This window comes from Mesorhizobium sp. L48C026A00, from assembly GCF_000502375.1.
Classification (GTDB): Bacteria; Pseudomonadota; Alphaproteobacteria; order Rhizobiales; family Rhizobiaceae; genus Mesorhizobium; species Mesorhizobium muleiense.
In genome coordinates this window covers 138,934-165,910 of record NZ_AYWU01000004.1, presented here as the reverse complement: position 1 = coordinate 165,910, position 26,977 = coordinate 138,934, and the positions used below count along the sequence as shown (strand labels likewise).

General features: G+C 64.0%; 20 protein-coding genes. 15 read left to right on the top strand and 5 right to left on the bottom strand.

Features of this window, described 5'->3' with window-relative positions:
• Positions 1-43 precede the first annotated feature (43 nt).
• Positions 44-1,225, top strand: a complete 1,182-nt coding sequence (locus tag X738_RS51850; protein ID WP_023798016.1) for a serine hydrolase domain-containing protein — start codon at positions 44-46, stop codon at positions 1,223-1,225.
• A gap of 371 nt (positions 1,226-1,596) precedes the next feature.
• Complete coding sequence (locus tag X738_RS51845; protein ID WP_023798015.1) at positions 1,597-3,903, top strand: Tex family protein; 2,307 nt, start codon at positions 1,597-1,599, stop codon at positions 3,901-3,903.
• On the opposite strand, the gene X738_RS51840 is transcribed toward X738_RS51845, so the two are convergent.
• Complete coding sequence (locus X738_RS51840; protein WP_023798014.1) at positions 3,904-4,800, bottom strand: LysR family transcriptional regulator; 897 nt, start codon at positions 4,798-4,800, stop codon at positions 3,904-3,906.
• Positions 4,801-4,985: 185 nt separating this feature from the next.
• Between X738_RS51840 and X738_RS51835 the strand changes: the two genes are divergently transcribed.
• From X738_RS51835 to X738_RS51775, 13 genes are all read left to right on the top strand, one after another.
• Positions 4,986-6,191, top strand: coding sequence for an acyl-CoA dehydrogenase (locus X738_RS51835; protein ID WP_023798013.1), 1,206 nt, complete (start codon positions 4,986-4,988; stop codon positions 6,189-6,191).
• A 123-nt stretch (positions 6,192-6,314) separates the two neighbouring features.
• Positions 6,315-9,692: a transglutaminase family protein gene (locus tag X738_RS51830; RefSeq protein ID WP_023798012.1), complete on the top strand. Its 3,378-nt coding sequence runs from the start codon at positions 6,315-6,317 to the stop codon at positions 9,690-9,692.
• A 6-nt stretch (positions 9,693-9,698) separates the two neighbouring features.
• Positions 9,699-12,104, top strand: coding sequence for a circularly permuted type 2 ATP-grasp protein (locus X738_RS51825; protein WP_023798011.1), 2,406 nt, complete (start codon positions 9,699-9,701; stop codon positions 12,102-12,104).
• Positions 12,105-12,141: 37 nt separating this feature from the next.
• A complete protein-coding gene (locus X738_RS51820; RefSeq protein WP_023798010.1) occupies positions 12,142-13,026 on the top strand; it encodes a transglutaminase family protein in 885 nt (294 codons plus the stop codon).
• 159 nt (positions 13,027-13,185) lie between these two features.
• Complete coding sequence (locus tag X738_RS51815; protein ID WP_023798009.1) at positions 13,186-14,292, top strand: DNA topoisomerase IB; 1,107 nt, start codon at positions 13,186-13,188, stop codon at positions 14,290-14,292.
• A gap of 115 nt (positions 14,293-14,407) precedes the next feature.
• Positions 14,408-14,782 (top strand): YciI family protein, encoded by a 375-nt coding sequence (locus X738_RS51810; protein WP_023798008.1) that lies wholly within the window; start codon positions 14,408-14,410, stop codon positions 14,780-14,782.
• Positions 14,779-16,053: an RNA polymerase sigma factor gene (locus X738_RS51805; protein ID WP_023798007.1), complete on the top strand. Its 1,275-nt coding sequence runs from the start codon at positions 14,779-14,781 to the stop codon at positions 16,051-16,053. The genes X738_RS51810 and X738_RS51805 overlap by 4 nt, the downstream gene beginning before the upstream one ends.
• A 238-nt stretch (positions 16,054-16,291) precedes the next feature.
• Positions 16,292-17,803: an L-piperidine-6-carboxylate dehydrogenase gene (gene amaB / locus X738_RS51800; protein WP_023798006.1), complete on the top strand. Its 1,512-nt coding sequence runs from the start codon at positions 16,292-16,294 to the stop codon at positions 17,801-17,803.
• A 502-nt stretch (positions 17,804-18,305) separates the two neighbouring features.
• Positions 18,306-19,385 carry an AI-2E family transporter gene (locus X738_RS51795; RefSeq protein ID WP_245277612.1) on the top strand — a complete coding sequence of 360 codons (1,080 nt, stop codon included), beginning with the start codon at positions 18,306-18,308 and terminating at the stop codon, positions 19,383-19,385.
• Positions 19,386-19,568: 183 nt separating this feature from the next.
• Positions 19,569-20,345 (top strand): sulfite exporter TauE/SafE family protein, encoded by a 777-nt coding sequence (locus tag X738_RS51790; protein WP_023798004.1) that lies wholly within the window; start codon positions 19,569-19,571, stop codon positions 20,343-20,345.
• Positions 20,346-20,446: 101 nt separating this feature from the next.
• Complete coding sequence (locus tag X738_RS51785) at positions 20,447-20,956, top strand: superoxide dismutase family protein (RefSeq protein ID WP_023798003.1); 510 nt, start codon at positions 20,447-20,449, stop codon at positions 20,954-20,956.
• A gap of 181 nt (positions 20,957-21,137) precedes the next feature.
• Positions 21,138-22,145, top strand: a complete 1,008-nt coding sequence (locus X738_RS51780; protein WP_023798002.1) for a daunorubicin resistance protein DrrA family ABC transporter ATP-binding protein — start codon at positions 21,138-21,140, stop codon at positions 22,143-22,145.
• Positions 22,142-22,948, top strand: a complete 807-nt coding sequence (locus tag X738_RS51775; RefSeq protein WP_023798001.1) for an ABC transporter permease — start codon at positions 22,142-22,144, stop codon at positions 22,946-22,948. The genes X738_RS51780 and X738_RS51775 overlap by 4 nt, the downstream gene beginning before the upstream one ends.
• A 22-nt stretch (positions 22,949-22,970) precedes the next feature.
• Here X738_RS51775 and X738_RS51770 read toward each other — a convergent pair whose 3' ends face one another.
• The 4 genes from X738_RS51770 to X738_RS51755 form a co-directional block, all read right to left on the bottom strand.
• Positions 22,971-23,930: a DMT family transporter gene (locus X738_RS51770; RefSeq protein ID WP_023798000.1), complete on the bottom strand. Its 960-nt coding sequence runs from the start codon at positions 23,928-23,930 to the stop codon at positions 22,971-22,973.
• Positions 23,931-24,268: 338 nt separating this feature from the next.
• Positions 24,269-24,616 (bottom strand): hypothetical protein, encoded by a 348-nt coding sequence (locus X738_RS51765; RefSeq protein WP_023797999.1) that lies wholly within the window; start codon positions 24,614-24,616, stop codon positions 24,269-24,271.
• Between the two features lie 143 nt (positions 24,617-24,759).
• On the bottom strand, positions 24,760-25,878 hold the full coding sequence (locus tag X738_RS51760; RefSeq protein ID WP_023797998.1) for an ABC transporter substrate-binding protein: 1,119 nt from the start codon (positions 25,876-25,878) through the stop codon (positions 24,760-24,762).
• A gap of 45 nt (positions 25,879-25,923) precedes the next feature.
• Positions 25,924-26,976 (bottom strand): ABC transporter permease, encoded by a 1,053-nt coding sequence (locus X738_RS51755; RefSeq protein ID WP_023797997.1) that lies wholly within the window; start codon positions 26,974-26,976, stop codon positions 25,924-25,926.
• Position 26,977: the final 1 nt, after the last annotated feature.

Sequence of the window (26,977 nt, the reverse complement as noted above, 5' to 3'; positions counted from 1 at the left end):
TTTCGAAACAGGCTCGAAGTTCCAAAAACCGGAAGGAAAAGCTATGACCGGTAAGACCGCGTTCGAGACCAGACATGGCTTTGCCCGCAACAAGGTGCTGCTCGGCAACTGGCGCGAAAGCCCGTTCAGCCGGTGGTCGTTCCAGAATGTCGGGGAGCTGGTGCCGAGCGCGCGTGTCGCTGCAGCGTCAAGCAGCAGTGAGGCGCCGGCACAGGATCTTGACGGGCTGCTTGGCGAAAAGGTCGCGCTGACCGGCGGCGCCGAGACCGTTGCGGCCTTTCTCAAGCGCTCCGACACCGACGCACTGACGATCATGAAAGCCGGCAAATTCGTCGGCGACTGGTTCGCACCGCATATGGAGTTCGGCGCGCGCCACATCATCTTCTCGATCAGCAAGTCGCTGACCGCCATTCTGGCCGGCATATTGGAAGGCGAAGGAGTTTTCGACCCGCAGGCGCCGGTGACCCGCTATCTGCCGGAAGCTGCCGGCTCGGCCTATGGCGATGCCAGCGTGCGGCATGTGCTCGACATGAGCGTCAGCCTCGACTTCGAAGAAGCTTATCTCGATCCGGAAAGCGCCTTTGCCCGCTATCGCCGCGCGACGCTGTGGAATCCGGGCGGCGGCACCGAAAGCCTGGCCGACTTCATCCTGACGCTGCAGCCCCTTGCCGAGCCGCATGGCCGGACGTTCCGCTACCGCTCGCCCAATTCCGACCTGCTCGGCATCCTGCTCGAGCGCGCGTCCGGCCAGCGCTTCGCCGAGTTGATGTACGAGAAATTGTGGCTGCCGCTTGGTGCAATGAGCGAAGCCTCGGTGACAGTCGATATGGCCGGCACTGCTCGCACGGCCGGCGGCATTTCGGTGACGCCGCGCGATCTGGCGCGGGTCGGCGAGATGATGCGGCAGGGCGGCATCGCCCATGGCCGCCGCATCGTGCCGGAAGCCTGGGTGCGCGACACTGTCAGCACAGGCGGAGACACGGACGCCTGGCAGCGTGGCGCGATGGCGTTCCTCTTCCCGCAAGGCCGCTACCGCAACAAATGGTACCAGACCGGCGCGGCCAGCGGCGCATTTTGCGGTATCGGCATCCACGGCCTGTGGCTCTACGTCGATCCCAAGGCGGAGGTGGTCATCGCCAAGATGTCGTCGCAGCCTGAGCCGGTCGACGAGCCGCTCGATGTCGATATGGTCACCTTCTTCGATGCGCTGAGCCGGATGGTCTAGCAGGGCAATCGTATCCGACTGGCAATGTCAGCGCTGCCCCGCTGCCGGCACCTTGTCCCCGTATAGTGACGGGGAGAAGGGGGCTGGCCGCACCGCGGCGCTATTTTTTTGCAACGCTGGTCGTTGGCGAAACCCTTTGCGAAGGCGTCTTTCTCCCCGTCACTATACGGGGAGAGATGCCCGGCAGGGCAATGAGGGCAGCGAGCACGTCTGAAGGGCACGGGCAAATCCAGGCGTGGGCGCATTCTTGCCATGCGAATTTCCAACGTGCTTTCCTGTGGAACTCCTGATCGGTCGAAAAGAGCGAGGTTGGCGGGGCGACGCTCTGCGCCTATGGTCGCCGCTCTTTTCGACAGGACAGCAGGAACGACATGGCATCCGAGCGCATCGCAGCAATCATCGCAGCCGAGATCACAGCCCGGCCCGAACAGGCCGCGGCGGCGATCGGACTGCTGGACGAAGGCGCGACGGTGCCGTTCGTGGCGCGCTACCGCAAGGAGGTCACCGGCGGTCTGGACGACACGCAGCTGCGCCTGCTGGCCGAGCGCCTAGCCTATCTGCGCGAGCTCGATGCGCGCCGCGACACCATTCTCGGTTCGATCCGCGACCAGGGCAAGCTGACCGAAGAGCTTGAAACCAAGATCGCTGCGGCCGCCACCAAGGCGGAACTCGAAGACATCTATCTGCCCTACAAGCCGAAGCGCCGGACCAAGGCCGAGATCGCGCGCGAGCGTGGGCTGGGACCGCTGGCCGAGGCCATCCTTGCCGACCGCGCGGCGGCGCCCAGCGAACTGGCGCTGGCCTACATCACTGAAGAGGTGGCCGACGCCAAGGCGGCGCTCGAGGGCGCGCGCGACATCCTGTCCGAGCAGTTCGCCGAGAATGCCGATCTGGTCGGCAGGCTGCGGAGCTACATGAAGGAACGCGCCTTCATGCGGTCGCGCGTCGTCGACGGCAAGCAGGAAGCCGGCGCGAAATTCTCCGACTATTTCGACCATGTCGAGCGCTGGGCCAATGTGCCGAGCCATCGCGCCCTGGCGATGCTGCGCGGCCGCAATGAAGAGGTGCTGTCGCTTGATATCGAAGTCGATGCCGACGACGCGTCGCCGGTGAAGCCGGTCGAGCGGATGATCGCCGATGCATACGCCATCGGCCGCCAGTTGCCGGGCGACCGCTGGCTGATGGAGGTGGCGGGCTGGACCTGGCGCGTAAAGCTGTCGCTGCATCTGACGCTCGATTTGATGCGGGATCTGCGCGAGCGGGCCGAAGAGGAGGCGATCCATGTCTTCGCCCGCAATCTGAAGGACTTGCTGCTCGCTGCCCCGGCCGGCTCGCGCGCCACGATGGGGCTCGACCCCGGCATCCGCACCGGCGTCAAGGTGGCGGTGGTGGACGGCACCGGCAAGCTGCTGGCAACGACGACGGTCTATCCGTTTCCGCCAAGGAATGACGTGCGCGGCACGCAGGCCGAACTGGCAAAACTCATCCGCCTGCACAAGGTCGAGTTGATTTCCATCGGCAACGGCACCGGCAGCCGCGAGACGGAAAGGCTGGTCGCAGACATGCTGGCCGACATGCCTGCCGAGTCCGGGCCGAAGCCGCTCAAGGTGATCGTCAGCGAGGCGGGCGCCTCGGTCTATTCCGCCTCGGCAACGGCAGCGGCGGAATTCCCCGGCCTCGACGTGTCACTGCGCGGCGCGGTGTCGATCGCGCGGCGGCTGCAGGATCCGCTGGCCGAACTGGTCAAGATCGAGCCGAAGTCGATCGGCGTCGGCCAATACCAGCACGACGTCGACCAGTACCGGCTCGGCCGCTCGCTGGAAGCGGTGGTCGAGGACGCGGTCAATGCCGTCGGCGTCGACCTCAACACCGCCTCGGCGCCGCTTCTGGCGCGGGTTTCGGGTCTTGGCGCATCGCTGGCCGAGGCGATCATTGCGCACCGTGACGCGGCGGGTCCCTTCGCCAGCCGACGTGACCTGTTGAAGGTCTCGCGCCTTGGACCCCGCGCCTTCGAGCAATGCGCCGGCTTCCTGCGCATTGCCAACGGCACCGAACCGCTCGATGCCTCGGCCGTGCATCCCGAAGCCTATGGCGTGGCGAAAAAGATCGTTGCGGCCTGCGGACGCGACCTCCGCTCGCTGATGGGCGACAGTGCCGCTCTCAAGGCGCTCGATCCGCGTGTCTTCGTCGATGAGCGGTTCGGCCTGCCGACGGTGCGCGATATCCTGGCGGAACTGGAAAAGCCCGGCCGCGATCCGCGCCCCGGCTTCAAGACCGCCACCTTCGCCGACGGCGTCGACGACATCAAGGATTTGAAGCCAGGCATGCTGCTGGAAGGCACCGTCACCAATGTCGCCGCGTTCGGCGCCTTCGTCGATATCGGCGTGCACCAGGATGGACTTGTGCATGTCTCGCAACTGGCCGACCGTTTCGTCAAGGATGCGCATGAGGTGGTGAAAGCCGGCGACGTGGTCAAGGTGCGTGTCGTCGAGGTCGACATCAAGCGCAAGCGCATCGGCCTGTCGATGCGCAGGGAAGGTGACGGCGGTACACCGAAGCCGCGCGACAATGGCAACAGACCGGCGCCGCGAGCGCCGGCGCCGCAGCGCCAGCCGGAACGGCCGGTACAGCAAGGCGCGTTCGGCGCCGCGTTGGCCGATGCGTTGAAGCGTAAGTAGCTACTTCTCCGGCGGCACATGGCGCAGCAGCCAGTCGCGAAAACTGGCGACCGGCGGATGGCCACGCTTGTCATGCGGCACGACGAGGTAATAGGCGCTGCGGCTCTGCATCGGCCGGCCCGGCGCCGGCACCAACTGGCCCCGTTGCAATTCGCCTGAGATGAGGACCTGCGGCAGCAGCGCCACGCCGAGCCCGGCCATGCAGGCCTGGGCGGCGGTGCCGAATTGCTCGAACTGCATGCCGGGCCCGGTCGGTACGCTCAATCCCTGATGCTCGAACCACTCGGTCCATGCGCCGGGCCGCGTCGCCATATGCAGCAGTGGCAGGCGGCCGATATCGGCAGGCGTGGCAATGGCGCGGCCGGCCAGAAATTCGGGCGAGACAACCGGCGCCACTGTCTCGCGCACCAGCAGCGTCGAGTCGGCACCGGGCCAGTCGGGCAGGCCGTAATGGATGGCGGCGTCGAGCCTCTCGCGGGCGAAGTCGAAACGGCCGATGCGGGTGACGAAATTGATGGTGATATCAGGGTTGCTTTCGACGAAATCCGGGATGAGCGGCATCAGCCAGCGTGTGCCGAAGGTCGGCAGGATCGCAAGGTTCAAGATGCCACTATGCCGATTGCTCATCAATCCAACCGCTGCGTCGCGCAATTGACCCAAGGCGGCGCGCACCGCTTCGGCATAGATCTCACCGGCCGTCGACAGCCTGACATTGCGGCTGTCGCGTTCGAACAGCTGGCGGCCGAACTGGTCCTCCAAAAGTCTGATCTGGCGGCTGACGGCGCCCTGGGTCAGATCGAGCTCCCTTGCGGCGGCGGTGAAGCTGCCCAGCCGGGCCACCGCCTCGAAGGCGGCAAGGGCGCTGATACCAGGCAAAAGGCGGCGCTGCACGTTCATGATCCATTACTAACGCTCATTGGTTGGCGAAGCAATTTCGTTTGATTTTTTCGAACCGGAAGCCGATAAGCCGCCCAATTCATGTTGTTGTTTGTGCATGTCGTTATCCCAAACCGCCGGACACCTTCGGGTCAGGCCCGAGGGCAAGCTTTTGGGCGACATGCAAGAGTTGGGAGACCGAGGCCATGGCCGCCGACAAGAACGCATTCGTCTGGGATGATCCTTTCCTGATCGAGGACCAGCTGTCGGAAGACGAGCGGATGGTGCGCGATGGCGCAGCGGCATTCGCCGCCGACAAGCTCGCCCCCAGGATCGAGGAAGCCTATCTCGAGGAAAAGACCGATGCCGGGATCTTTCGCGAGATGGGCGAAGCGGGTCTGCTCGGCATCACCATTCCGGAAGAATATGGCGGGCTCGGCGCCAACTACGTCACCTATGGCCTGGTGGCGCGCGAAGTCGAGCGCATCGATTCTGGCTATCGCTCGATGATGAGCGTGCAGTCGTCGCTGGTGATGTATCCGATCCATGCCTATGGCTCGGAGGCGCAGCGCAAAAAATACCTGCCGAAGCTGGCGTCAGGCGAATGGATCGGCTGCTTCGGGCTGACCGAGCCGGATGCCGGTTCCGACCCTGGCGGCATGAAGACGCGGGCCGAGAAGACGGCGAACGGCTACAGGATCTCCGGCTCGAAGATGTGGATATCGAACGCCCCGATCGCCGACGTGTTCGTCGTCTGGGCAAAGTTGTCCGACAAGAGTGGGGGCGCGCATGACGGCGAGATTCGCGGCTTCGTGCTGGAAAAAGGCATGAAGGGGCTGTCGGCGCCAAAGATCGACGGCAAACTCAGTCTCCGCGCGTCGATCACCGGCGAAGTGGTGATGGAAGGCGTCGAGGTCGGTGAGGACGCGCTGCTGCCTGACGTGTCGGGCCTGAAGGGGCCTTTCGGCTGCCTCAACCGGGCGCGCTACGGCATTTCCTGGGGGGCGATGGGCGCGGCGGAAGATTGCTGGCACCGGGCCCGCCAATATGGCCTCGACCGCAAGCAGTTCGGCAAGCCGCTGGCCGGCACGCAGCTGTTCCAGAAGAAGCTCGCCGATATGCAGACCGAGATCGCGCTGGGGCTGCAGGGCAGCTTGCGGGTCGGGCGGCTGATGGATGAGGGCAAGATGGCGCCCGAGATGATCTCGATCGTCAAGCGCAACAATTGCGGCAAGGCCCTCGACATCGCCCGCCAGGCCCGCGACATGCATGGCGGCAACGGCATCCAGATCGGCTACCACGTCATGCGCCATGCGCAGAACCTGGAAACGGTCAACACCTATGAGGGCACGCATGACGTGCATGCGCTGATCCTCGGACGGGCGCAGACCGGATTGCAGGCGTTTTTCTAAGCCGGCCCCGAGGCCAGCAACGCTGCTTAAATTAGTTGCACCGCAACATCTCTGCTTGGAGAATGGCCAGCATTTGTGTCAGGGTTCGGCGAGTTCGTTTGAAACGCCGACTTTCGGGGTCCCATGGCAATTCTGGCAGCCGTCTACCACCTGACTCATTACAAATATGACCGGCCGGTCGTCCTCGGCCCGCAGGTCATCAGGCTGCAGCCGGCGCCGCATTCCCGCACCAAGGTGCTCAGCCATTCGTTGAAGGTCGGGCCGGCGAACCACTTCGTCAATCTCCAGCAGGATCCCTACGGCAATTTCCTGGCGCGCTTCGTGTTTCCGGAACCGGTGACGGAACTGAAGATCGAGGTCGACCTCGTCGCCGACATGACGGTCTACAACCCATTCGATTTTTTCGTCGAGCCGGCGGCCGAGACCTTGCCGTTCGAATACCCGGAAGAGATCAGCGACGATCTCGCCATCTACCGGACGCCGGAACCGGCTGGACCGCTGCTGTCGGCGTTCCTGCAAACCATCGATCGCCACCCAACCAATACCGTCAATTTCGTCGTCGACCTCAATGCCCGCCTGCAGCGCGAGGTCGCCTATATCGTGCGCATGGAAACCGGCGTTTTTTCGCCGGAGGAAACGCTGGCCGCCAAGAAAGGCTCGTGCCGCGATACGAGCTGGCTGCTGGTACAGATCCTGAGGAACCTCGGCATCGCCGCGCGCTTCGTTTCCGGCTACCTGATCCAGTTGAAGCCCGACCTCGTCGCGCTTGACGGTCCGCCCGGCACCGCCGTCGACTTCACCGATCTTCATGCCTGGTGCGAGGTCTATCTGCCGGGGGCCGGCTGGATCGGCTTCGACCCGACCTCCGGCCTGCTCACCGGCGAAAGCCATGTGCCGTTGGCGGCCACGCCGCATTTCCGCAACGCCGCGCCTATTTCCGGCATGGCGAGCTTCGCCAATGTCGAGTTCGGCTTCGACATGCGGGTCGACCGCATCGCCGAGCACCCCCGCATCACCAAGCCATTCTCGGACGAAAGCTGGCAGGCGCTTGACGCATTGGGCAGGCAGGTCGACGCCGCACTCGAAGCCGGGGACGTGCGGCTGACCATGGGTGGCGAGCCGACCTTCGTGTCGATCGATGATTTCGAGGCGGAGGAGTGGAACACCGCCGCCGTCGGCCCGACAAAACGCGAAAAGGCCGATGCGCTGATCCGCCGGCTGCGTGAGCGTTTCGCGCCCGGCGGCTTCCTGCACTACGGGCAGGGCAAGTGGTATCCGGGCGAAAGCCTGCCGCGCTGGACCTTCTCGCTGTACTGGCGCGCCGACGGCGAGCCGGTGTGGAGCGACCCGTCGCTGATCGCGCGGGAGAACAGCGAAGCAGATGTCGGGCCGAAGCAGGCTGAAAACCTGCTGACGGCGATTGCCGATGAACTCGGCATCGACAACACCATGGTCAGCGAAGCCTATGAGGACCCGGCTGAGTGGCTGCTCAAGGAAGGCAAGCTGCCAGAGAATGTCGATCCGTCCAATTCGAAGCTGGACGACCCCGAGGAGCGCAGCCGCATGGCGCGGGTGTTCGAACGCGGCCTGACCAAGCCGTCGGGCTATGTACTGCCTGTCCAGCGCTGGAACAGCCAGGCGTCGGGACCGCGCTGGCGTTCGGAGAAGTGGAAGACGCGGCGCGGCAGGCTGTTCCTGGTGCCGGGCGATTCACCGGTCGGCTACCGCCTGCCGCTCGGCACGCTTCCCCATGTGCCGCCGGCGCAGTTCCCCTACATCGTGCCGGTCGATCCTTCGCTGCCGCGCCGACCATTGCCGGCGCGCGAGGCTATTTTGCCTGAAGCCGCTTCTTTGCCGGAGGCTGCCCCGGCCGAACTTGAAGGCGCTGACGAAATGGCGCGCCGCCAGCAGGCGGCGTCCTTCACCGCAGCGACCGGCCAGCAGGACCGTGTCGAACAGGAGATTACCGAGATCGGTGGCGCGGTGCGCACCGCGCTGTCGGTCGAGCCGCGCGACGGACGGCTTTGTGTATTCATGCCGCCGGTCGAGGCGCTGGAGGACTATCTCGAACTGGTCGCGGCGGCCGAGAATGCGGCAAAGGTTATCGGCCTGCCGGTGCATATCGAGGGCTATGGCCCGCCGCACGATCCGCGCCTCAACGTCATCCGCGTGGCTCCGGATCCCGGCGTCATCGAGGTGAACATCCATCCGGCTGCAAACTGGCAGGACTGCGTGGCGACGACCACAGCGATCTACGAGGAGGCGCGGCAGACGCGGCTCGGCGCCGACAAGTTCATGATCGACGGCCGTCATACCGGCACCGGCGGCGGCAACCATGTCGTCGTCGGCGGCGCGACACCCAACGACAGTCCGTTCCTGCGCCGCCCCGATTTGCTGAAAAGCCTTGTCCTGCAATGGCAGCGACGTCCGTCGCTGTCCTATCTGTTCTCAGGCCTGTTCATCGGCCCGACCAGCCAGGCGCCGCGTTTCGACGAGGCGCGCCACGATTCGCTGTACGAGCTTGAGATCGCCATGGCGCAGGTGCCGCATCCGGACAGTAGCAGCGCCCCGTTGCCGTGGCTGGTCGACCGGCTGTTCCGTAACCTGTTGACCGACGTGACTGGGAACACCCACCGTTCGGAAATCTGCATCGACAAGCTGTTTTCGCCCGACGGCCCGACCGGCCGGCTGGGGTTGGTCGAGTTCCGCGGCTTCGAGATGCCGCCCAATGCGCGCATGAGCCTGGCGCAGCAATTGCTGGTGCGCGCCATCATCGCCCGCGCATGGAAGAACCCGCTCGATGGCCGCTTCGTGCGCTGGGGCACGTCACTGCATGACCGTTTCATGCTGCCGCATTATGTATGGGCTGACTTTCTCGACGTGCTTGACGATCTCAAGCTGAACGGCTTCGAGTTCCGTCCCGAATGGTTCGATGCGCAGCTCGAATTCCGCTTTCCTTTCTGCGGCGAAGTCCAGCATGCCGGCATCAAGCTGGAGCTGCGGCAGGCGCTGGAGCCGTGGCATGTCATGGGCGAGCAGGGCGCCATCGGCGGCACCGTGCGCTTCGTCGATTCCTCGGTCGAGCGGCTGCAGGTGAAGACCGAAGGGCTCAATCCGGAACGTCATGCGGTCGTCTGCAACGGCCGCATCGTGCCGATGAAGGTGACCGACTCCAGAGAGATCGCGGTGGCCGGCGTCCGCTTCAAGGCCTGGCAGCCGTCATCGGGGCTGCATCCAGCACTGCCGGTCAACACGCCGCTGGTCTTCGACATCTACGATCGCTGGTCGGGCCGGGCCATCGGCGGCTGCGTCTACCATGTCGCGCATCCCGGCGGGCGCAGCTACGACACTTTCCCGGTCAACGGCAACGAAGCGGAGGCGCGGCGGCTCGCCCGCTTCGAGCCGCGCGGCCATACGCCGTCCGCCTACGTGCTGCGCGACGAACAAGCCTCTGAGGATTTCCCGATGACCCTTGACCTGCGGCGGCCTGCAAGACTCTGATCAGCCATGGCAAAGGGGAATCACCAGGAAATACGCGGCAGGCCGCATAATTTGCTGGAGCACTACCAGCCGATCGACGGCGTCGTCGACGAGATGGTCGATGCATCAGGCAATCCCCGTCCGGTCTGGAAGGAGTTCATCGAGGCGCTGGAAGATCTGGGGCCTGAAAAGCTCGCCCAGCGCTTCGCCCGCGCCGACCAGTATCTGCGCGACGCCGGCGTCTATTACCGTCTCTACGATCAGGCCGGCGCCAATGAGCGCGAATGGCCGCTGGCGCATGTGCCTCTCCTGATAGAGGAGCAGGAATGGGCCGCGATCAGTGCCGGCCTGGTCCAGCGGGCCGAGCTGTTCGAGGAAACGATTGCCGATATCTACGGGCCGAACCGCCTGGTCGAGAAAGGCATCCTGCCGGCGGGGCTGATCGCGGCCAGCCCGGAATATTTGCGCCCCGTCGTCGGCACCAGACCGGCCAGCGGCCATTTCCTCCACTTCTGCGCGTTCGAGCTCGGCCGTGGACCGGATGGCCGCTGGTGGGTGCTGGGCGACCGCACGCAGGCGCCGTCAGGTGCCGGCTTTGCGCTGGAAAACCGCGTCGCCACAACGCGTGCGCTGTCCGACATTTACGGCGAGATGCATGTGCACCGCCTTGCCGGCTTCTTCCGTCGCTTTCGCGACGCGCTTAACGGCATGGCCAAGGGATCGGGCGGTCGTGTCGCCATCCTGACGCCGGGGCCACTCAACGAAACCTATTACGAGCATGCCTATATTGCCCGCTATCTCGGCATCATGCTGCTCGAAGGCGAGGATCTGACCGTCTCCGGCGGTCGATTGATGGTGCGCACGGTTTCCGGGCTGATGCCGGTCAGCGTGCTGTGGCGGCGGCTCGACGCCGCCTTCGCCGATCCGCTGGAGTTGCGGCCGGATTCGCAGATCGGCACGCCAGGGCTGGTCGAGGCGATCCGCCGGGGAGCCGTCTCAGCCGTCAACGCGCTCGGCTCCGGGCTGATGGAAACGCGGGCGCTGTTCGCCTTCCTGCCAAAAATTTCGCGCGAATTGCGCAACGAGGAGCTTCTCTTGCCGAGCGTCGCGACATGGTGGTGCGGGCGGGACGCCGACCGTGACCATGTGCTGGCCAACCTCGACCGCATGGTGATCGGTCCGGCGCTGTCGACGCGGCTTGCCTTCGAGGATGACGATTGCACCAGGCTGGGCTCGGCGCTGGTTGCCGGGGAACGGGCCGAACTGATAGCCCGGATCGAACGCGACGGCGGCGCCTTCGTCGGACAGGAAGCAGTGACGCTTTCGACCACGCCGGTCTATGTCGGCGGCTGGCTTGAGCCGCGGCCGGCAGCCCTGCGCGTCTATCTGGCGCGAACGCCGGAAGGCTGGACGGTGATGCCCGGCGGTTTTGCCCGTGTCGGCTTTTCGCTCGACCCGACCGCAATCGCCATGCAGCGCGGCGGCCAGGCTGCGGATGTATGGGTGGTCAGCGACAGGCCGGTTGAGCGCGAGACGCTGCTGCCGCAGGAGCACGACAGCTTCATCCGCACCTCGCCAGGCAGCCTGCCCAGCCGCGCGGCGGAGAACCTGACTTGGCTCGGCCGTTATATCGAGCGATCGGAAGGCACGGTGCGCATCCTGCGCGCCTATCACGTGCGGCTGGCCGAGGCCTCCGACCCGGACATGCCTTTGCTTGCCGATATCAGAGACCATCTCGAACCGTTCGGCATCGACGTCGCCACGGCGATCCCGCCGGGGCTGATCGGCACGCTGGACAGCGCCGTCTACAGCGCCGGACAGATCCGCGACCGCTTCTCGCCCGACGGCTGGCTGGCGCTGAAGGATCTGTCGAAGACCATCCATCAATTCGCGACAACGGTGGCGCCTGGCGATGATGCGACGCGGGCGATGACGGTCATCCTGCGCAAGCTCGCCGGGTTTTCCGGCCTGCTGCATGAGAACATGTATCGCTTCACCGGCTGGCGCTTCCTGGAGATCGGCCGGCGGTTGGAACGCGGCATCCAGATCGCCCGCACGCTGGCCCGGCTGACCGGGGCTGCGGCGCCCGAAGGCGCGCTCGACATGATGCTGGAGATCGGCGACAGCGTGATGACCCACCGGCGGCAGTATCCGGTGCAGGCCGGCAGGCGCACGGTGATCGACCTCCTGGTGCTCGATCCGCTCAACCCGCGCTCCATCCTGTTCCAGCTCGAGCGGCTGAAGGCCGAAATCGCGCTGTTGCCTGCTGTCGGCGGCGAGGGGCATATGTCGCCGGCGGCGAAAGAGATACTGCAGCTCAATACGGCAATCGCCATCAAGGAGCCCGCGGACATGACGGCGAAGGCCCTGGACGATCTCGCCACCGAGATCGGCGGCCTCTATAACCGCCTCGCCAAGGCTTATTTCGGGTAAGGCCTATTTCGGCTAAGGACGGGACCCGGAGGCTGGCATGCTCTACGACATCAGACTCAATCTGCGTTACGACTATGATGCTGCAGCCGGCGGCGGCCGCCATCAGGTGCGCGTGCTGCCGCCGACGATATCGGGCGTGCAGCGGGTGATCGCCGCTTCGCTGTCCTTCGCGCCGGCGCCGAGCGAACGCTCCGACTTTTCCGATTTCTTCGGCAACAATGTCACGTCGATCGCCTTTCGCGATGCCCATGATGCGCTCGACATCAGGATGAGCGCGCGCGTCGCCGTCTCGCGGCCGGAACCCGGGCTTGACGTGTCGCCCGACATTCGCCGGCTGCGAAGCCAACTCGAAGCGGTGCGTTCGCTGTCGCCTGATACACCGCATCACTTTCTGGCCGCCAGCGACCATGTCGGCATTGACGCTGATATCACGGGGTATGCGCGGAGCAGTGCCGGCAGTTCTGTCGTCGGTACCGCCATGGACCTGTGCAATCGCATTCATCGCGATTTCACCTACGATGGCGAGGCGACCACGGTGCAGACCCGGGCGAGCGATGCTTTCAGCCTGAAGCGGGGCGTCTGCCAGGATTTTTCGCACATCATGATCGCCGGCCTGCGCGGCCTCGGTATCCCCGCCGGCTATGTCAGCGGCTTCCTGCGCACCATTCCGCCGCGCGGAAAACCGCGATTGGAAGGGGCCGACGCCATGCATGCCTGGGTCAAGGTGTGGTGCGGGCGCGACACCGGATGGCAGGAATTCGATCCAACCAACGGCATGCGGGCAAGCAATGACCACATCACCGTTGGCCACGGCCGCGACTATTCGGATGTAGCGCCGATCGTCGGCGTCCTGAAGACGACGGGCGGACAGGTCGGCGAGCAGGCTGTCGACGTCATTCCGGTCGTGCTGGAAAAGGCATGACGGCAAGCGAGGCCGCAATCGATTTGTAGGCGCCGAAGGTAGACAGAGAGACGGCCCGTCGAACGCACATGCGGTGCGCTGACATCATTCTGAAAGCCACACGCGGAACCAGCAGCCGTTCCTGCGCTTATCTACGGGAAAATTTCTCGTGGAGAGGACATGCTGGACAAATCCGGGTCGTCGTCTGGCCGATCGGCTGCCAAGGAGGTTGCACCAAAAAACGGGGCGCCGAAGAATGGCGGAGAGGCCTCGGCCGATCGAGCCTCGCTTACCTACCTCACCGATAACGAGCCCGGTATCCGCCGCTTCAGGGCCGGCAAGGGATTTTCGTACAAAGGGCCTGACGGGCAGGGCGTCGACACAGACACCATGGCCCGCATCAAGGCACTCGCCATCCCGCCGGCGTGGACGGATGTGTGGATCGCGCCGGATGCCAACGGTCACATCCAGGCGACGGGCCGAGACCAGCGTGGACGCAAGCAATATCGCTATCATCCGCAATGGGCCGAGGAGCGCGACGGCGTCAAATATTCGAGCCTGGTTGCCTTTGCAGAGAGCCTGCCTGAACTGCGACGCCAGATCGACGCCGATCTGCGCCGTCACGGCCTGCCGCTGGAACGCGTTGTCGCCGCTGTGGTCTGGCTGCTCGACAACACGATGATCCGCGTCGGCAACGCCGCCTACGCTCGCGACAACAACAGCTTTGGGCTGACCACACTGCGCGACCGCCATGTCGACATCAGTGGCTCGAGCCTGCGTTTCGCTTTCAAGGGCAAGTCCGGCAAGGAGTGGAAGCTGAAGCTCGTCGATCGCCGGATCGCCAGGATCGTGCGCGGGGCGCAGGATCTGCCGGGCCAGAAGCTGTTCCAGTATCTCGACGAGGACGGAAGCAGGCGACCAATCCGCTCCGACGACGTCAACCGCTATATCAGGGAGACGGTGGGGGCCGATTTCAGCTCGAAGCATTTCCGAACCTGGGGCGGCACCATCAATGCTGCGTCGCTGTTTGCGCAAACCGAACGACCCGAAAGCCAGGCACAACAGAAGCGGGTGATGAACGGCGTCATCGACAAGGTGGCCGAGCGGCTGGGCAACACGCGCGCCATCTGCCGCAGCTGTTATATCCACCCACAGGTTTTCGAAGCCTGGTCCGAAGGTCGGCTGCTCGGCGAAATGGCGGATGCGAACAAGCGGAAGCGATCGATAGCCGGCCTTGATGATGAAGAAGCCGTCGTTTTGAGATGGCTGAAGGCGCAGGAAAGCTGAACCGACCAGAGCAACCAAAGGCCTTCATTGTGCTGGCAGGACATGATTTTTTTATCGACGTTGTGTCGGGATCGGTCCTACTGTTTCGTCCTTTGACAGAGAAAAGGACGCACCCATGCTCTACGCAATCCTCTGCTATGCCTCCGAAGACGTCGTCTGCTCGTGGAGCAAGGAACAGGACGATGCCGTCATGGAAAAACTCCTGGGCGTGCAGGAAAAATACGCTCGGGCCGGCCGGCTTGGCCCGGTGGCGCGGCTGCTGCCGACGACCGCAGCGACAACGCTGAGAAAGGTCAAGGGCGAATCGGTCGTCATCGATGGCCCGTTTGCCGAGACCAAGGAACAGTTCCTCGGCTTCTACACGCTCGAATGCGCCGATCTCGACGAGGCCGTCGACTTTGCGCGCGAGCTTTCCGAGGTGAACCCGAGCGGCGGCTCCTACGAGATACGGCCGGTTTCGCTCTTCAATCCCGCCAAGTTTTCAGCATGACCGACCTTACCTGGATCAGCACAGCGATCAGCACCGCCCGCCCACAGGCGATGGGCGCGCTGTTGCGCTACTTCCGCGATCTCGACGCGGCGGAGGAAGCTTTCCAGGACGCTTGCCTGCGCGCTCTGAAGAACTGGCCGACAAACGGCCCGCCGCGCGATCCGGCAGCCTGGCTGATCTTCGTTGGCCGCAACAGCGGCATCGACGCGGTGCGCAAGCGTGCCAAGCAGGCGCCGCTGCCGGAAGAGCACCAGATCTCCGATCTGGAAGATGCCGAGACCGATATCGCCGAACGGCTGGACGGCGCGCACTACCGCGACGACATATTGCGGCTGCTGTTCATCTGCTGTCATCCCGACCTGCCGGCGACGCAGCAGATCGCCGTGGCGCTGCGCATCGTTTCAGGCCTGAGCGTCAAGCAGATCGCCCGCGCCTTTCTCGTCGGTGAAAGCGCGATGGAGCAGCGCATCACACGTGCCAAGGCGCGCATCGCCGATGCCGGCGTGCCGTTCGAGACGCCCGGTGCGGTCGAGCGCTCCGAGCGGCTCGCCGCGGTCGCCGCCATGGTCTACCTGATCTTCAACGAAGGCTATTCGACCAACAGCGGCGAGGCGCCGGCGCGCGCGCCGCTCTGCGAGGAGGCGATCCGGCTGGCCCGGCTGCTGCTCAGGCTGTTCCAGACCGAGCCGGAGATCATGGGCCTGACGGCGCTCTTGCTGCTTCAGCATGCGCGTGCGCCGGCGCGTTTCGACGAGAACGGCGAAATCGTGCTGCTCGAAGACCAGGACCGCAGCCTGTGGAGCCGCAAGATGATCGACGAGGGGCTGGCGCTGGTCGACAAAGCGCTGCGCCACCACAAGCCCGGTCCCTACCAGGTGCAAGCGGCGATCGCCGCCCTGCATGCGCGCGCGGAAAGGCCCGAGGACACGGACTGGAACGAGATCGAGCTGCTCTACAGCCTGCTCGAGCAGATGCAGCCGTCGCCGGTGGTGACGCTGAATCGCGCCGTCGCGGTCGCCAAGGTCCGCGGGCCGGAAGCCGCACTTGCCATGATCGAGCCGCTGGAACAAAGGCTTTCCGGCTATTTCCATTTTTTCGGCCTCAAGGGCGGACTGCTGATGCAGCTCAATCGTGGTGAGGAGGCGCGCATCGCCTTCGACCGCGCCATTGCGCTTGCCAATACGGCCGCGGAGGCCGCCCATATCCGCATGCATATCGACCGGCTCATGAAGGAAGGCGCCGTGCGGGGAACGGCGCAGACAGCGCGCTGAGACGACTCGCTGGTTCAACGGTCTGCCTTTGGCTTAGACCATGCCGGGGTGGCGATTTTTCCCTGAAACGAGTAATGCCACGCCATGACAGCGCCTGATGTGCCGATCGGCGCAGGGACGGCATGGCACAAGGGTGCATGTCGTTGTCCCAAAACCGCTGCGCACCCTCGGGTCGGGCCCGAGGGCATGCTTTTGGGCGACATGCATTATGAGCGATGGGATCTGAAAGGGAAAGAAAATGACTATTGCGAACGAAACAGCCGGGCTGCTGGCGAAACTGGGCGTTGCCGAGGCTGCGCTTTCAGGCGGCGATCTCATCGTGCGCAGCCCGGTGACGGGTGAGCAGATCGCCGCGCTGAAGACGATCTCACCGGCCGATGCGGCAGAGACCATCGACAGGGCGCATAAAGCCTTCCAGGCATGGCGGCTGGTGCCGGCACCGAAGCGCGGCGAGCTGGTGCGGCTGCTAGGCGAGGAACTGCGCGCGCACAAGGCAGAGCTTGGCCGGCTGGTGTCGATCGAAGTCGGCAAGATCCCGTCCGAAGGTCTCGGCGAAGTGCAGGAGATGATCGACATCTGCGATTTCGCCGTCGGCCTCTCCCGGCAATTGTACGGCCTGACCATCGCCACCGAGCGCCCGGGTCATCGCATGATGGAAACCTGGCACCCGCTGGGCGTCGTCGGCGTGATTTCGGCCTTCAACTTCCCGGTCGCGGTGTGGTCGTGGAACGCCGCGCTGGCGCTGGTCTGCGGCGACGCGGTGGTTTGGAAGCCGTCGGAAAAGACACCGCTGACGGCGCTCGCCTGCGAGGCGATCTTCAAGCGTGCGGGAGAACGTTTCGGCGATGCTCCGGAAGGATTGATTTCGGTGCTGATCGGCGATCGCGCCGTCGGCGAAATCCTGGTCGATCATCCTGATGTGCCGCTGGTTTCGGCCACCGGCTCGACCCGCATGGGCAGGGATGTCGGTCCGCGGCTTGCGAAGCGCTTTGCCCGCGCCGTGCTGGAACTCGGCGGCAACAATGCCGGCATCGTCTGCCCAACGGCCGATCTCGACATGGCCTTGCGCGCCATCGCCTTCGGCGCCATGGGCACCGCCGGCCAGCGCTGCACGACGCTCAGGCGCCTGTTCGTGCATGAGAGTGTCTACGACCAACTCGTTCCGCGCCTGAAAAAGGCCTATGAAAGCGTCTCTGTCGGCAATCCGCTGGAGACATCAGCGCTGGTCGGACCGTTGATCGACATGGCAGCCTTCGACAGCATGCAGAATGCGTTGAAGGAAGCCGCCGTTCACGGCGGCAAGGTCACCGGCGGCGCGCGGGTCGAGAATGGCCATCCCGACGCCTATTACGTTCGTCCGGCGCTGATCGAGATGCCCAAGCAGGTCTCGCCGGTGACGGAAGAGACCTTCGCGCCGATCCTCTACGTGATGAAATACTCGGACTTCGACGCCGTGCTCGACGAGCACAATGCGGTCGGAGCGGGGCTGTCGTCGTCGATCTTCACCCGCGACCTGCAGGAATCCGAGCGCTTCCTCGGCGTCGACGGGTCCGACTGCGGCATCGCCAACGTCAACATAGGCACGTCGGGGGCCGAGATCGGCGGCGCCTTCGGCGGCGAGAAGGAGACCGGCGGCGGCCGCGAGAGCGGTTCCGACGCCTGGAAGGCTTACATGCGGCGCGCCACCAACACGGTGAACTATTCCAAGGCGCTGCCGCTGGCCCAAGGCGTGTCCTTCGACATCGACTGAGAACGCCAGGGCTCGTTTCGTGGCAGCACCGAGCCCGGGTGGCTCTATAGGGCGGCTGATGTGGCCCAGCCCATGTCGTTGAAACGTCATCCGTGCCGACCCATATGCGCATTGCGTCGGATGTTTTCCTCCCATTGCGTCCGGCGCGTTCCCCTCTGGAGGTTTTGAACCTTCATGCCTGGCCGGACCTTAACAGTCCGGCCTTTTTTTCTTTTTGGCCGCCCTGTGAAGCTGCGCTGCCGCGAGCGAGCTGTAAAAACGGCCGTAGGTCGGAGCATCCACGCCGGCAGGCCGTGGTGCTGGCAGCCCGGACGGGCGCCCACCGGCATAACAGCCCACTGAGCGCGTAATGTCCCGACCATTTTCGTCACACTCGACAGCGGCTTGGCAGTAGGGGTGCGGCAACGGAAGCTGCCATTTCGTCAAAGAATCCACTAGTCTCGCTTGGTTTGCGAGACGGCGAGAGATGCCCGACCTGAAACAGATGCCCGATATGAGACAAATGAGATTGATCGGCATCGTGGCCGCGACGGCGATCGGTCTGTACATCTGCTACCGCCTGGCATTGCCTTTTTTGCCCGCATTGACCTGGGCTCTGGTGTTGGCAATCGTCCTGCATCCGGCTCATCGACGGGTCGAGGAAAGGCTCAGGAATCAAAATCTGGCTGCATTGATGTCGGTCAGCATCGCGGCGGTGGCGGTCGGCCTGCCGCTCGTCTTCGTGGCACAGCAGCTTGTTGGCGAGGCGGTAAACGGCGCCACCTACATGGAGGAGGTCATCCGGGGCTGGAACACAGATGCCTTCCTGTCGGGCTATCCCAGGCTTTCGGCGGTTGCCGGATGGATCGAGAACCAACTCGATCCGGCCGGCACGGTCGCCGCATTTGTACAATGGCTGACGGGACAAAGCACATCGCTGCTGCGCGGCTCGATCAACCAGGCCGTGATGTTCGTGCTGACATTCTATCTGCTGTTCTATTTCTTGCGGGACCGTGAACCGGCCCTGCGCGGGATCGAGCGTCTGTCGCCGCTGCGCGCATCGGAGATGGCATATTTGCTGTCCCGCCTTGCCGAGACGGTGCATGCGATCCTGATAGGCACCGTGCTCATCGCCGTCGTGCAAGGAACGCTGGGCGGTCTGATGTTCTGGTGGCTCGGCCTGCCGACTCCGGTCTTCTGGGGCCTGGTAATGGGGCTTCTTGCCATCGTGCCGGTGCTTGGCGCATTCCTGGTCTGGGTGCCGGCAGCGATCTATCTCGCGCTGGAAGGGGCTTGGGCGAGCGCAGCGATCCTGACCGTCTGGGGCGGCGGCGTCGTCGCCGGCATCGACAATCTGCTCTATCCGATGCTTGTCGGGAGCCGGCTGCGGCTCCACACAGTGGTCGCCTTTATCGGCGCGATCGGGGGCATCGTCCTTTTCGGAGCATCCGGGCTTGTCCTCGGCCCTGCGGTGATCGCGGTCACCGTCAGCCTCATTGACATCCTCAAGAAACGATTGAACGACCAAACCGGGGCGGAACTGACGCCAAAGCGCGACACAAAGCCATCACGGCAGTCGAGAGCCGCGACTGGTCGTGAGTAAGCACCGCCACGCGCCGCCGTGGAAGGCTGTATCGCTCGAAGGGTGCGGGTGGACAGTTTCCCGTTCGTCGTCCCATTATCGATGCCAGGCGTTTGGTGAGTTGTGGAAGCATGAAGATTGCATGCGTTGTAGGCGGCGGGTTCCTCTTTTATCGAGTACATCCGCGCCTTGTTGGAGAGCCAAATGCAAGAATTCCTTCTTTTTGCGATCGTAGGGTTTTTAGCTCAGGCTGTGGACGGCGCTCTCGGCATGGCCTACGGCGTGATTTGCTCGACAACACTACTGGGGTTCGGCGTGTCTCCTGCACATGCTTCGGCTTCAGTTCACGCGGCCGAGCTGTTTACCACGGCGGCCTCGGGTTCGGCTCACCTCTATCACCGCAATATCGACTGGAAGCTTTTCTGGCGGCTGATGCCGTTTGGCGTGCTCGGCGGCGTTCTCGGCGCTTTTGTGCTCACCTCGTTTGAGGGGGCCATCATGAAGCCTTATGTGACCACATATCTTGCGCTCGTCGGAGGTTGGCTCCTGTTCCGTTCCTTCCGACGGATACCAAGCAAGCCGGTCCCTGCAGCCGCGGTGCCTCCGCTTGGGCTTGGTGGTGGATTTCTCGATGCGGCAGGGGGTGGCGGATGGGGACCCATCGTGACGACGGGCCTTCTCGGTTTTGGCGGGACGCCCCGCTACGTGATTGGCACGGTAAATGCCACCGAGTTCCTTACCACGCTGTCGGTGTCCCTGACCTTCCTGTTTGCGTTATTGACCGGCCATTGGGCGGAGGCAGGAGCGCTGGCAGAAAATCTGATCGCCGTTGCCGGCTTGGTCCTTGGCGGGGTGATCGCAGCGCCGATGGCCGGATTGATGGTGAAGTCGATCGCAGAAAAGACGCTTCTCAGGCTCGTTGGCACTCTCATCATACTGCTTGCGGGCTGGCAAACCGCGCAACTCTTCGAATTGGTATAACAGAGGCACATCGACCGTGCCGGAGACAAAAACTCAATTCCCAAATGGAACGAAGAGGCGCCGTTGTTGTTGGATGCCTTGGACAACCGGAGGCCGAGTCGATGAGAAAATTGGTTGCAGCAACAGGATTGGCGCTGGCGGTCGCGATGCCTGCGGCGGCGCAGGACGCCGCGACCGCGAAAGCCGAATTCGTCAACATGGCTGGCGAGAAGAATGGAACGGCCACGCTGACCGAGACGGCGCAGGGTGTGCTGATAGAGTTGGAGGTGACGGGACTGCCGGCGGGCGAATTGGTTGCGTTCCATGTTCATGAGACCGGAAAGTGCGATCATCAGACCGGCCATGACTCGGCCGGTGGGCACTTCAATCCGACGAATGCCGAACATGGATATCTCGCCGAAAAAGGCCCGCACGCGGGCGATATGCCAAATCAGCGGGTCGGCGCCGACGGCGTTTTGCGTGCCCAGGTTTTCAACAGCATGGTCAAGCTGGATGGTGGAGAAACGGCGATACGAGGCAAGGCATTGATGATCCACGGTGGACAGGACGACTACAAAAGCCAGCCTGCCGGTAATGCCGGAAAGCGTCAGGCCTGTGCCGTGATCGAGTGAGAAACCCCAAGGGAAGTAGCCGACATGATCTGACCGGCGCTCCAGCTCGGCGGCCAGGCAGATGGTCGGAGCCTCTGGCACGGGGACAACCCAGACGGTAAGCTCGCGCGCCTGCAGAGGAATTGACGACGCAGCCATTGCGCCGAAGTTGGCCTTCATTTTGCGACTGCCGGATGATTGCATGAACGATACTTCTCCTATGGGTATGCCCGCCACGGGCCTTGCCCGGTCAGCCATTTCCGCCCGGGGCCTGATCAAAACCTTCGGCAAGCTGCGTGCCGTCGATGACATCGATCTCGATGTGCCGCGCGGCATGATTTTCGCCATCCTGGGTCCGAACGGCGCCGGCAAGACAACGCTGATGCGGATGCTTGCGACGCTGTCGCGCCCCGACGCCGGCTCCGCGACCGTGATGGGGCACGATGTCGTGCAGGCCCCGCACGAGGTCCGTGCGGCAATCGCGATGACCGGGCAGTTCGCTTCGCTCGACGAGGACCTAACGGGCCGGGAGAACCTCGTCCTGCTCGCCCGACTCTGGGGTTTTCGCGGTCGCGCCGCGAAAACCCGCGCGGACGACCTGCTCGCGGCTTTCGGCTTGTCCGAAGCGGCGACGAAGCAGGTGAGGGATTATTCGGGTGGCACGCGAAGGCGGCTCGACATAGCCGCCTCGCTGATCGTCACGCCGGGCGTGCTGTTCCTCGATGAGCCGACCACGGGCCTCGATCCGAACGCCCGAAAAGATGTCTGGGGCATGATCCGCGGCCTCGCCGAGGCCGGCGTCACCATCCTGCTCAGCACGCAATATCTCGAAGAGGCCGATCAACTCGCGGCACGCATCGCCGTCATCGACCACGGCCGGAAGATTGCCGAGGGCACCAGCCGCGAATTGAAGGCGGCCACAGGCTCCGGGTTTCTCCATGTAGCGCTCGCCGATGTCGCGCGGCTGGACCAGGCGGCGTCGATCCTGGAACGCCGGCTGGAGCACCCTGTCCAGCGCAGTGCCGAGGGCGCGGAGCTCTCCGTCCTTGCCGGCACGGCGAAGGCCGCCAATGAGACGCTGGCCGACCTGGTCGCTGCCGGCATCGAACTGTCGGATTTCTCCATGGGCCAACCCAGCCTTGAGGAGGTCTTCTTCGCGCTGACGGGCCAGCCGAGCCTGGGTGTAAGCCCGAAGGACGACAAGCCATGATCGACACAACATCCCTGCAGCGGCTGCAAAGGGTCGCTCGACCGAAGACCCCATCAGCCCTTTCCAATGCGCTGGTCTTCGGATGGCGCGCGGTGCTGAAATTCAAGCATGTGCCGGAGCAGCTGTTCGACCTGGTGATGACTCCGATCATGTTCACGCTGCTGTTCACCTTCGTCTTCGGCGGCGCGCTCGCCGGTTCGCCTGGCGAATACCTGCAGTTCTTCCTGCCCGGCATCCTGGTTCAGACCGTGGTGTTCAACGCAGTGTATTCCGGCATGGGATTGTCGACCGACCTCGGCAAGGGCTTGTTTGACCGCTTCCGATCGCTGCCGATCTGGTCGCTGTCTCCATTCGCCGGCCTGATGGTGGGCGAAATCCTGCGCCATTTGATTGCCGCGTCTATCATCCTCGCCATCGGGCTGATTCTCGGCTACCGGCCGGAAGCGGGCGTCCTCGGCGTGCTTGCGGCGTTCGCCATGCTGATCGCCATCGGGTTCGGCATGGGCTGGGTATTCATCGTGCTCGGCCTGCTGATCCGCACGCCAACCACAGTGATGACGCTCGGCTTTACCTTCCTGTTCCCGCTCGTCTTCGCCTCCAACATCATGGTCGACCCCGGAACCATGCCGGACTGGCTGCGGGACTTCGTCGAAATCAACCCGGTGTCGCTGATGACGACGGCGCTGCGCGGGTTGATGGGTGGCGGGGCGACACTCAGTCAGGTCGTCCTCGCCCTGATCGCGCCGGTGGCGCTGACCGCGATCCTGGCGCCGACGACATTGTGGCTGTATCTCAGAAGGTGAGACGAGCAGCGGGGAGGTGTTCCTACGCGACATGCACCGTGCGCTGCCTCGGCTTGATCGCGGTGGCGAGCAGCAGGCCGGCGACGATAAAGGCGGCGCCGGCGAGGTCGTAGTCGTGCAAGCTTTCCCCTAGGAAAAGGTAAGCGAGCACGGCGACGAAGACAGTCTGCAGATAGAGCAGCATGCTGGCGCGCCCGGCGCCAAGCGTCTCGACACTGCGATTGTAGAGGTAATACATCAGAGCGCCGCCCGGGCCAGCGACATAGGCGAGTGCCAGAAGGCCGTTCGCATGCAGCGCCGACCGCTCGCCGGAAAACAGCTCCCAGAGATAGAGTGGCAGTGCGGCCAGCGCGCCGGCGCCCAGCAACAGGACCACCGTCGGCAGCAGTTCGATAGCGAATTTGGCGCGACGCAGCAGCACGGTGTAGAGACCCCAGCAAAACGCGCTGCCGACGATCCACAACTCGCCGGGATTGAACTGGAGCCGCATCAGCGCGGTAAGGTCGCCGCGCGCCACGATCACCACCATCCCGACCAGAGCGAGCAGCGCGCCAAGCGCCTTCCAGACGCCGAGGGGCTCGCCGAGCACGAAGCGGGCAAGCACCATGGTCATGATCGGCGACAGCGCCATGATGATGCCGGCGGTCGTCGCGTCGGTGTAATTGAGGCCCGTGTAGATCATGCCCTGACACAGGGTCAGCCCGATGGCGCCGATGGCCAGCACCTCGATCGCCCGGGACTGGATCAGTGTGAGCATCGCCCCGTGATGATGATGGACGATAGGCAGCAGGATCGCGCAGGCGAGCGCCAGCCGCCAGAAGCAGAGCGCCCAAGGCGGCATCTCGGGGGCGACCCACTTGGCTGCGATGTAGACGCCGGCGGACAGGAGCCAGCAGAGCGTCGCGGTGGAATAGGCGAGTGGAAGCGATGCGTCGGCTGTCGTCTTGGCTACGCCAGGATGGGCTATCGGCAGCGATTGCATGCCCGTCTCCTCCCACCGCCGATCTTAGCAAGATTGCTGCGCCTTGCCGAGCCGCAATGTCAGCTATGTCACCAATCCCTGTGGGCGGCTTGAGCGCAACTCTGGATGACGGCGCGTGGCGGATACCGACTTATCTTCATCGCGCTGATCCGTGCCGATGCAGCGCGTGAGGCGGACAGGATCGCCGATTTAGACCTGGTCCGCGGCGGCTGCCTCACCAGCTTGATTGGCAATACATCGACGAAAACGGTTCAAAACCACTGCGGAAAACCCTTGTGGGCGATGTCGACCAGAAGATGGCGTCCCATGACGCCAAGCCGATCAGACCACCGGCCCGCTCATTCTTCAGGTGCACGTGTCGGCACGTATTCGCTCGCGTCGAACACGTGGTGGTGAACGCGTCCGGTGAACATTTTCAGCAGCTCGCCGGTAACTTGGCGGCTTTCGGACCGGATGGGGGATTGAAGCGCCAATTCGCAGGCCGCCATATCCGGATAGCGGATGGCCAGCGCCATTGCGTAGGCCGGGGCGCCTTCGTCGCGGATAGTTCCGTCGAGGATGCGGATTTCCTCGGCTCCGGGAAACTGCGTCCAGAGCGGGACAAGCCGGTCTTTCACGAACTGGCGGAACTCAGCTTCCCTGCCGCTATGGATTTCGCCTTCGAAGAGCGCGTATCGGATGATCATGGGTTCTCCGGTGTTTCGGCCGGCAATATTTCCCGGTGCGGCCGCGAGGCCGCGCGACTGCCGGATCGGTTGTGGTGGGCCTACTTTGGCCGGGTGAGTCGGTGCGGGCGCATCTTCGCCGATGCGCCCGCAACGGCCTGTGCTTACATCTTGCCCCAGATTTTCTTGTATTCGTCACGATAGCCGTTGTCGGGGTCGAAGCTGTTCTTCGGCCCGCCGTCGAACTCGACATTGTCCGCTGTCACGACATGGAGCGGCGAAAGGTAGCCGGACCATTTTTCACCGGCGATCGCGCGGTTCAGCTCGTCGACCAGCTGCCAGCCCTGCAGGTTGAGCGGTTCGGCCACCGTCACCTTCTGGAACTGGCCGGCGCGGATGCGTTGATAAGCTGATTCCGAACCGTCGCCGGCGGCGACGTTGATCGGCGCGTCGGTACCCGTCTTGCCGGCTGCCGCGAGCGAGGGGCCCATGAAGTCGAAATAGAGATCGTTGATGGCCAGCGAATGCGTCCAGCTGTCGCCGTACTTCTGCAGCAGTGAGGTGGTCAGCTGCGGCATGCGCTGCGACGTTTCGGCGATCGGCGTGTCGACATATTCGAGCACGGTCCCGCCGAGCTTCTCGATTTCTTCCTTTATCCGATCGGCCTTGGCGATGGCTATCGCATAGGTGGAATCGGTGAAGATCACGACTCCGGGTTTTCCTTTGGCGTCTGCGTAGGCCCAGTTCGCGGCCGCGGCTGAAACCTGCATGGCGTCGGTGGAGACATTGGCAAAGAGCCCGATCTTGTCGTCCGGGCCGATCGTCGGCCCAGCATGCCAGGCGACCATCGGAATGCCCGCGGCCTTGGCCTGCTCGATCGCCGGTGCCTGTTCGACCGCGTCGAAGCCGTTGATGATGATGCCGCTTGGCTGCAGCGCCATGGCCTGGCCGAAGGCGGCGGTGCGGCCTCCGATCGATCCGGCGCCGTCGATTACCTTGACCTCCCAGCCGATCGCCTCGGCCGCTTCCTCGACGCCGGTCGTCACCCCAAGGATGCCGCCATTCTTCAGGTCGCCGGCAAGAACGACGATTGTCTTGCCTTCCTGGGCCCTCGGGCCGGAGGTCGGGCCATCCCAGGCCGTAACTTTCTGGGCATATTTTTCGACGATCGCCATGGCGTCGGCCATAGCATCGGCCCGCGCCTGGTCGGCAAATATTGCCGGGGCCACGATGGCGGCCGACAGCATTGCCACCGATGATTTCAAGAAGTTCCTGCGCTGCATAACCCTACTCCCTGCTCTTAAGATCCTGATCGACTGTCCGGACTATTAGCTTCCGGGCGGATTTGGCTTTCGCGGCAGTTTTGCCGCGGCGCCCCGTTTGCGCTGCGCGTATCCGGCAATGCCGATCGCGACGAGAAGCGTCACGCCGTTGAATAGAGGCTCAACGAAGAAGGAGCCGCCGAATTGCTGGATTCCGGAAATTCCGACGGCGAGGATGGCGACGCCGATCATCGTGCCCCAGACATTGACCCGGCCGGGTTTGATGGTGGTCGAGCCGAGGAACGCACCGACAAGCGCCGGCAGCAGATATTCAAGGCCGACGCTCGCCTGGCCGATGCGCAGCTTGGAAGCGAGCAGAACGCCCGTCAGTGCGGTGAGAAACCCAGACGAGATGAAAGCCCCGATGACGAAGCGCCGGACAGGAATGCCGTTGAGGGCAGCCGCCTTGGGATTGGCGCCGATCGCGTAGACGTAGCGGCCGATCGGCAAATATTCCAGCACGATCCACAACGTGATGGCGATCGCCAGCACATAGAAGCCGGTGATCGGCAGGCCGAACAGCATGGTGCCGTTGAGCGCATAGAACCCGTCGGGCAAGACACCGACCACCTGCCGCCCGCCGGTGTGCCAAAGGGCAAGCGCAAAGAGCACGGTTCCCGTGCCGAGCGTGGCGATGAAGGAATCGATCCGGGCGACTTCCACGAGGAGCCCGTTCAGGAAGCCCGTACCGGCGCCGAGAAACAGGACGATCATCACGGCGAGGGGCCAGGGGATGCCCAGCATGGTCTGCAGGCTGATAGCGAGGATGTGCCACAACACTATTCCGTAGCCGACGGTCAGGTCGATGCGGCCCGAAGCCATCGGTATCATGGCGGCCAGCGACAGCAGTGCGATGATCGCCTTGTCGGAAACGATCGAGCGTAAATTGAGCAGTGTCGGGAACGTTTTCGGCAGCAGGATTGAGAACAGCACGATCAGCATAAGCGTGAGGATGACGAGGCCGTAGACCGGGACGAGCCTGATGAGCTTCTGCCGCGCCGGCAGGCCGGTCATTTCGCCCCGTATCGGCTCGAGAGCGGTGGATTCGATGGATTGCATG

Bases quoted from the DNA above. Each gene is read 5' to 3' on its own strand.
- X738_RS51850 (WP_023798016.1), top strand. From the start codon at position 44: ATGACCGGTAAGACCGCGTTCGAGACCAGACATGGCTTTGCCCGCAAC.
- X738_RS51845 (WP_023798015.1), top strand. From the start codon at position 1,597: ATGGCATCCGAGCGCATCGCAGCAATCATCGCAGCCGAGATCACAGCC.
- X738_RS51840 (WP_023798014.1), bottom strand. From the start codon at position 4,800: ATGAACGTGCAGCGCCGCCTTTTGCCTGGTATCAGCGCCCTTGCCGCC.
- X738_RS51835 (WP_023798013.1), top strand. From the start codon at position 4,986: ATGGCCGCCGACAAGAACGCATTCGTCTGGGATGATCCTTTCCTGATC.
- X738_RS51830 (WP_023798012.1), top strand. From the start codon at position 6,315: ATGGCAATTCTGGCAGCCGTCTACCACCTGACTCATTACAAATATGAC.
- X738_RS51825 (WP_023798011.1), top strand. From the start codon at position 9,699: ATGGCAAAGGGGAATCACCAGGAAATACGCGGCAGGCCGCATAATTTG.
- X738_RS51820 (WP_023798010.1), top strand. From the start codon at position 12,142: ATGCTCTACGACATCAGACTCAATCTGCGTTACGACTATGATGCTGCA.
- X738_RS51815 (WP_023798009.1), top strand. From the start codon at position 13,186: ATGCTGGACAAATCCGGGTCGTCGTCTGGCCGATCGGCTGCCAAGGAG.
- X738_RS51810 (WP_023798008.1), top strand. From the start codon at position 14,408: ATGCTCTACGCAATCCTCTGCTATGCCTCCGAAGACGTCGTCTGCTCG.
- X738_RS51805 (WP_023798007.1), top strand. From the start codon at position 14,779: ATGACCGACCTTACCTGGATCAGCACAGCGATCAGCACCGCCCGCCCA.
- amaB (WP_023798006.1), top strand. From the start codon at position 16,292: ATGACTATTGCGAACGAAACAGCCGGGCTGCTGGCGAAACTGGGCGTT.
- X738_RS51795 (WP_245277612.1), top strand. From the start codon at position 18,306: ATGAGATTGATCGGCATCGTGGCCGCGACGGCGATCGGTCTGTACATC.
- X738_RS51790 (WP_023798004.1), top strand. From the start codon at position 19,569: ATGCAAGAATTCCTTCTTTTTGCGATCGTAGGGTTTTTAGCTCAGGCT.
- X738_RS51785 (WP_023798003.1), top strand. From the start codon at position 20,447: ATGAGAAAATTGGTTGCAGCAACAGGATTGGCGCTGGCGGTCGCGATG.
- X738_RS51780 (WP_023798002.1), top strand. From the start codon at position 21,138: ATGAACGATACTTCTCCTATGGGTATGCCCGCCACGGGCCTTGCCCGG.
- X738_RS51775 (WP_023798001.1), top strand. From the start codon at position 22,142: ATGATCGACACAACATCCCTGCAGCGGCTGCAAAGGGTCGCTCGACCG.
- X738_RS51770 (WP_023798000.1), bottom strand. From the start codon at position 23,930: ATGCAATCGCTGCCGATAGCCCATCCTGGCGTAGCCAAGACGACAGCC.
- X738_RS51765 (WP_023797999.1), bottom strand. From the start codon at position 24,616: ATGATCATCCGATACGCGCTCTTCGAAGGCGAAATCCATAGCGGCAGG.
- X738_RS51760 (WP_023797998.1), bottom strand. From the start codon at position 25,878: ATGCAGCGCAGGAACTTCTTGAAATCATCGGTGGCAATGCTGTCGGCC.
- X738_RS51755 (WP_023797997.1), bottom strand. From the start codon at position 26,976: ATGCAATCCATCGAATCCACCGCTCTCGAGCCGATACGGGGCGAAATG.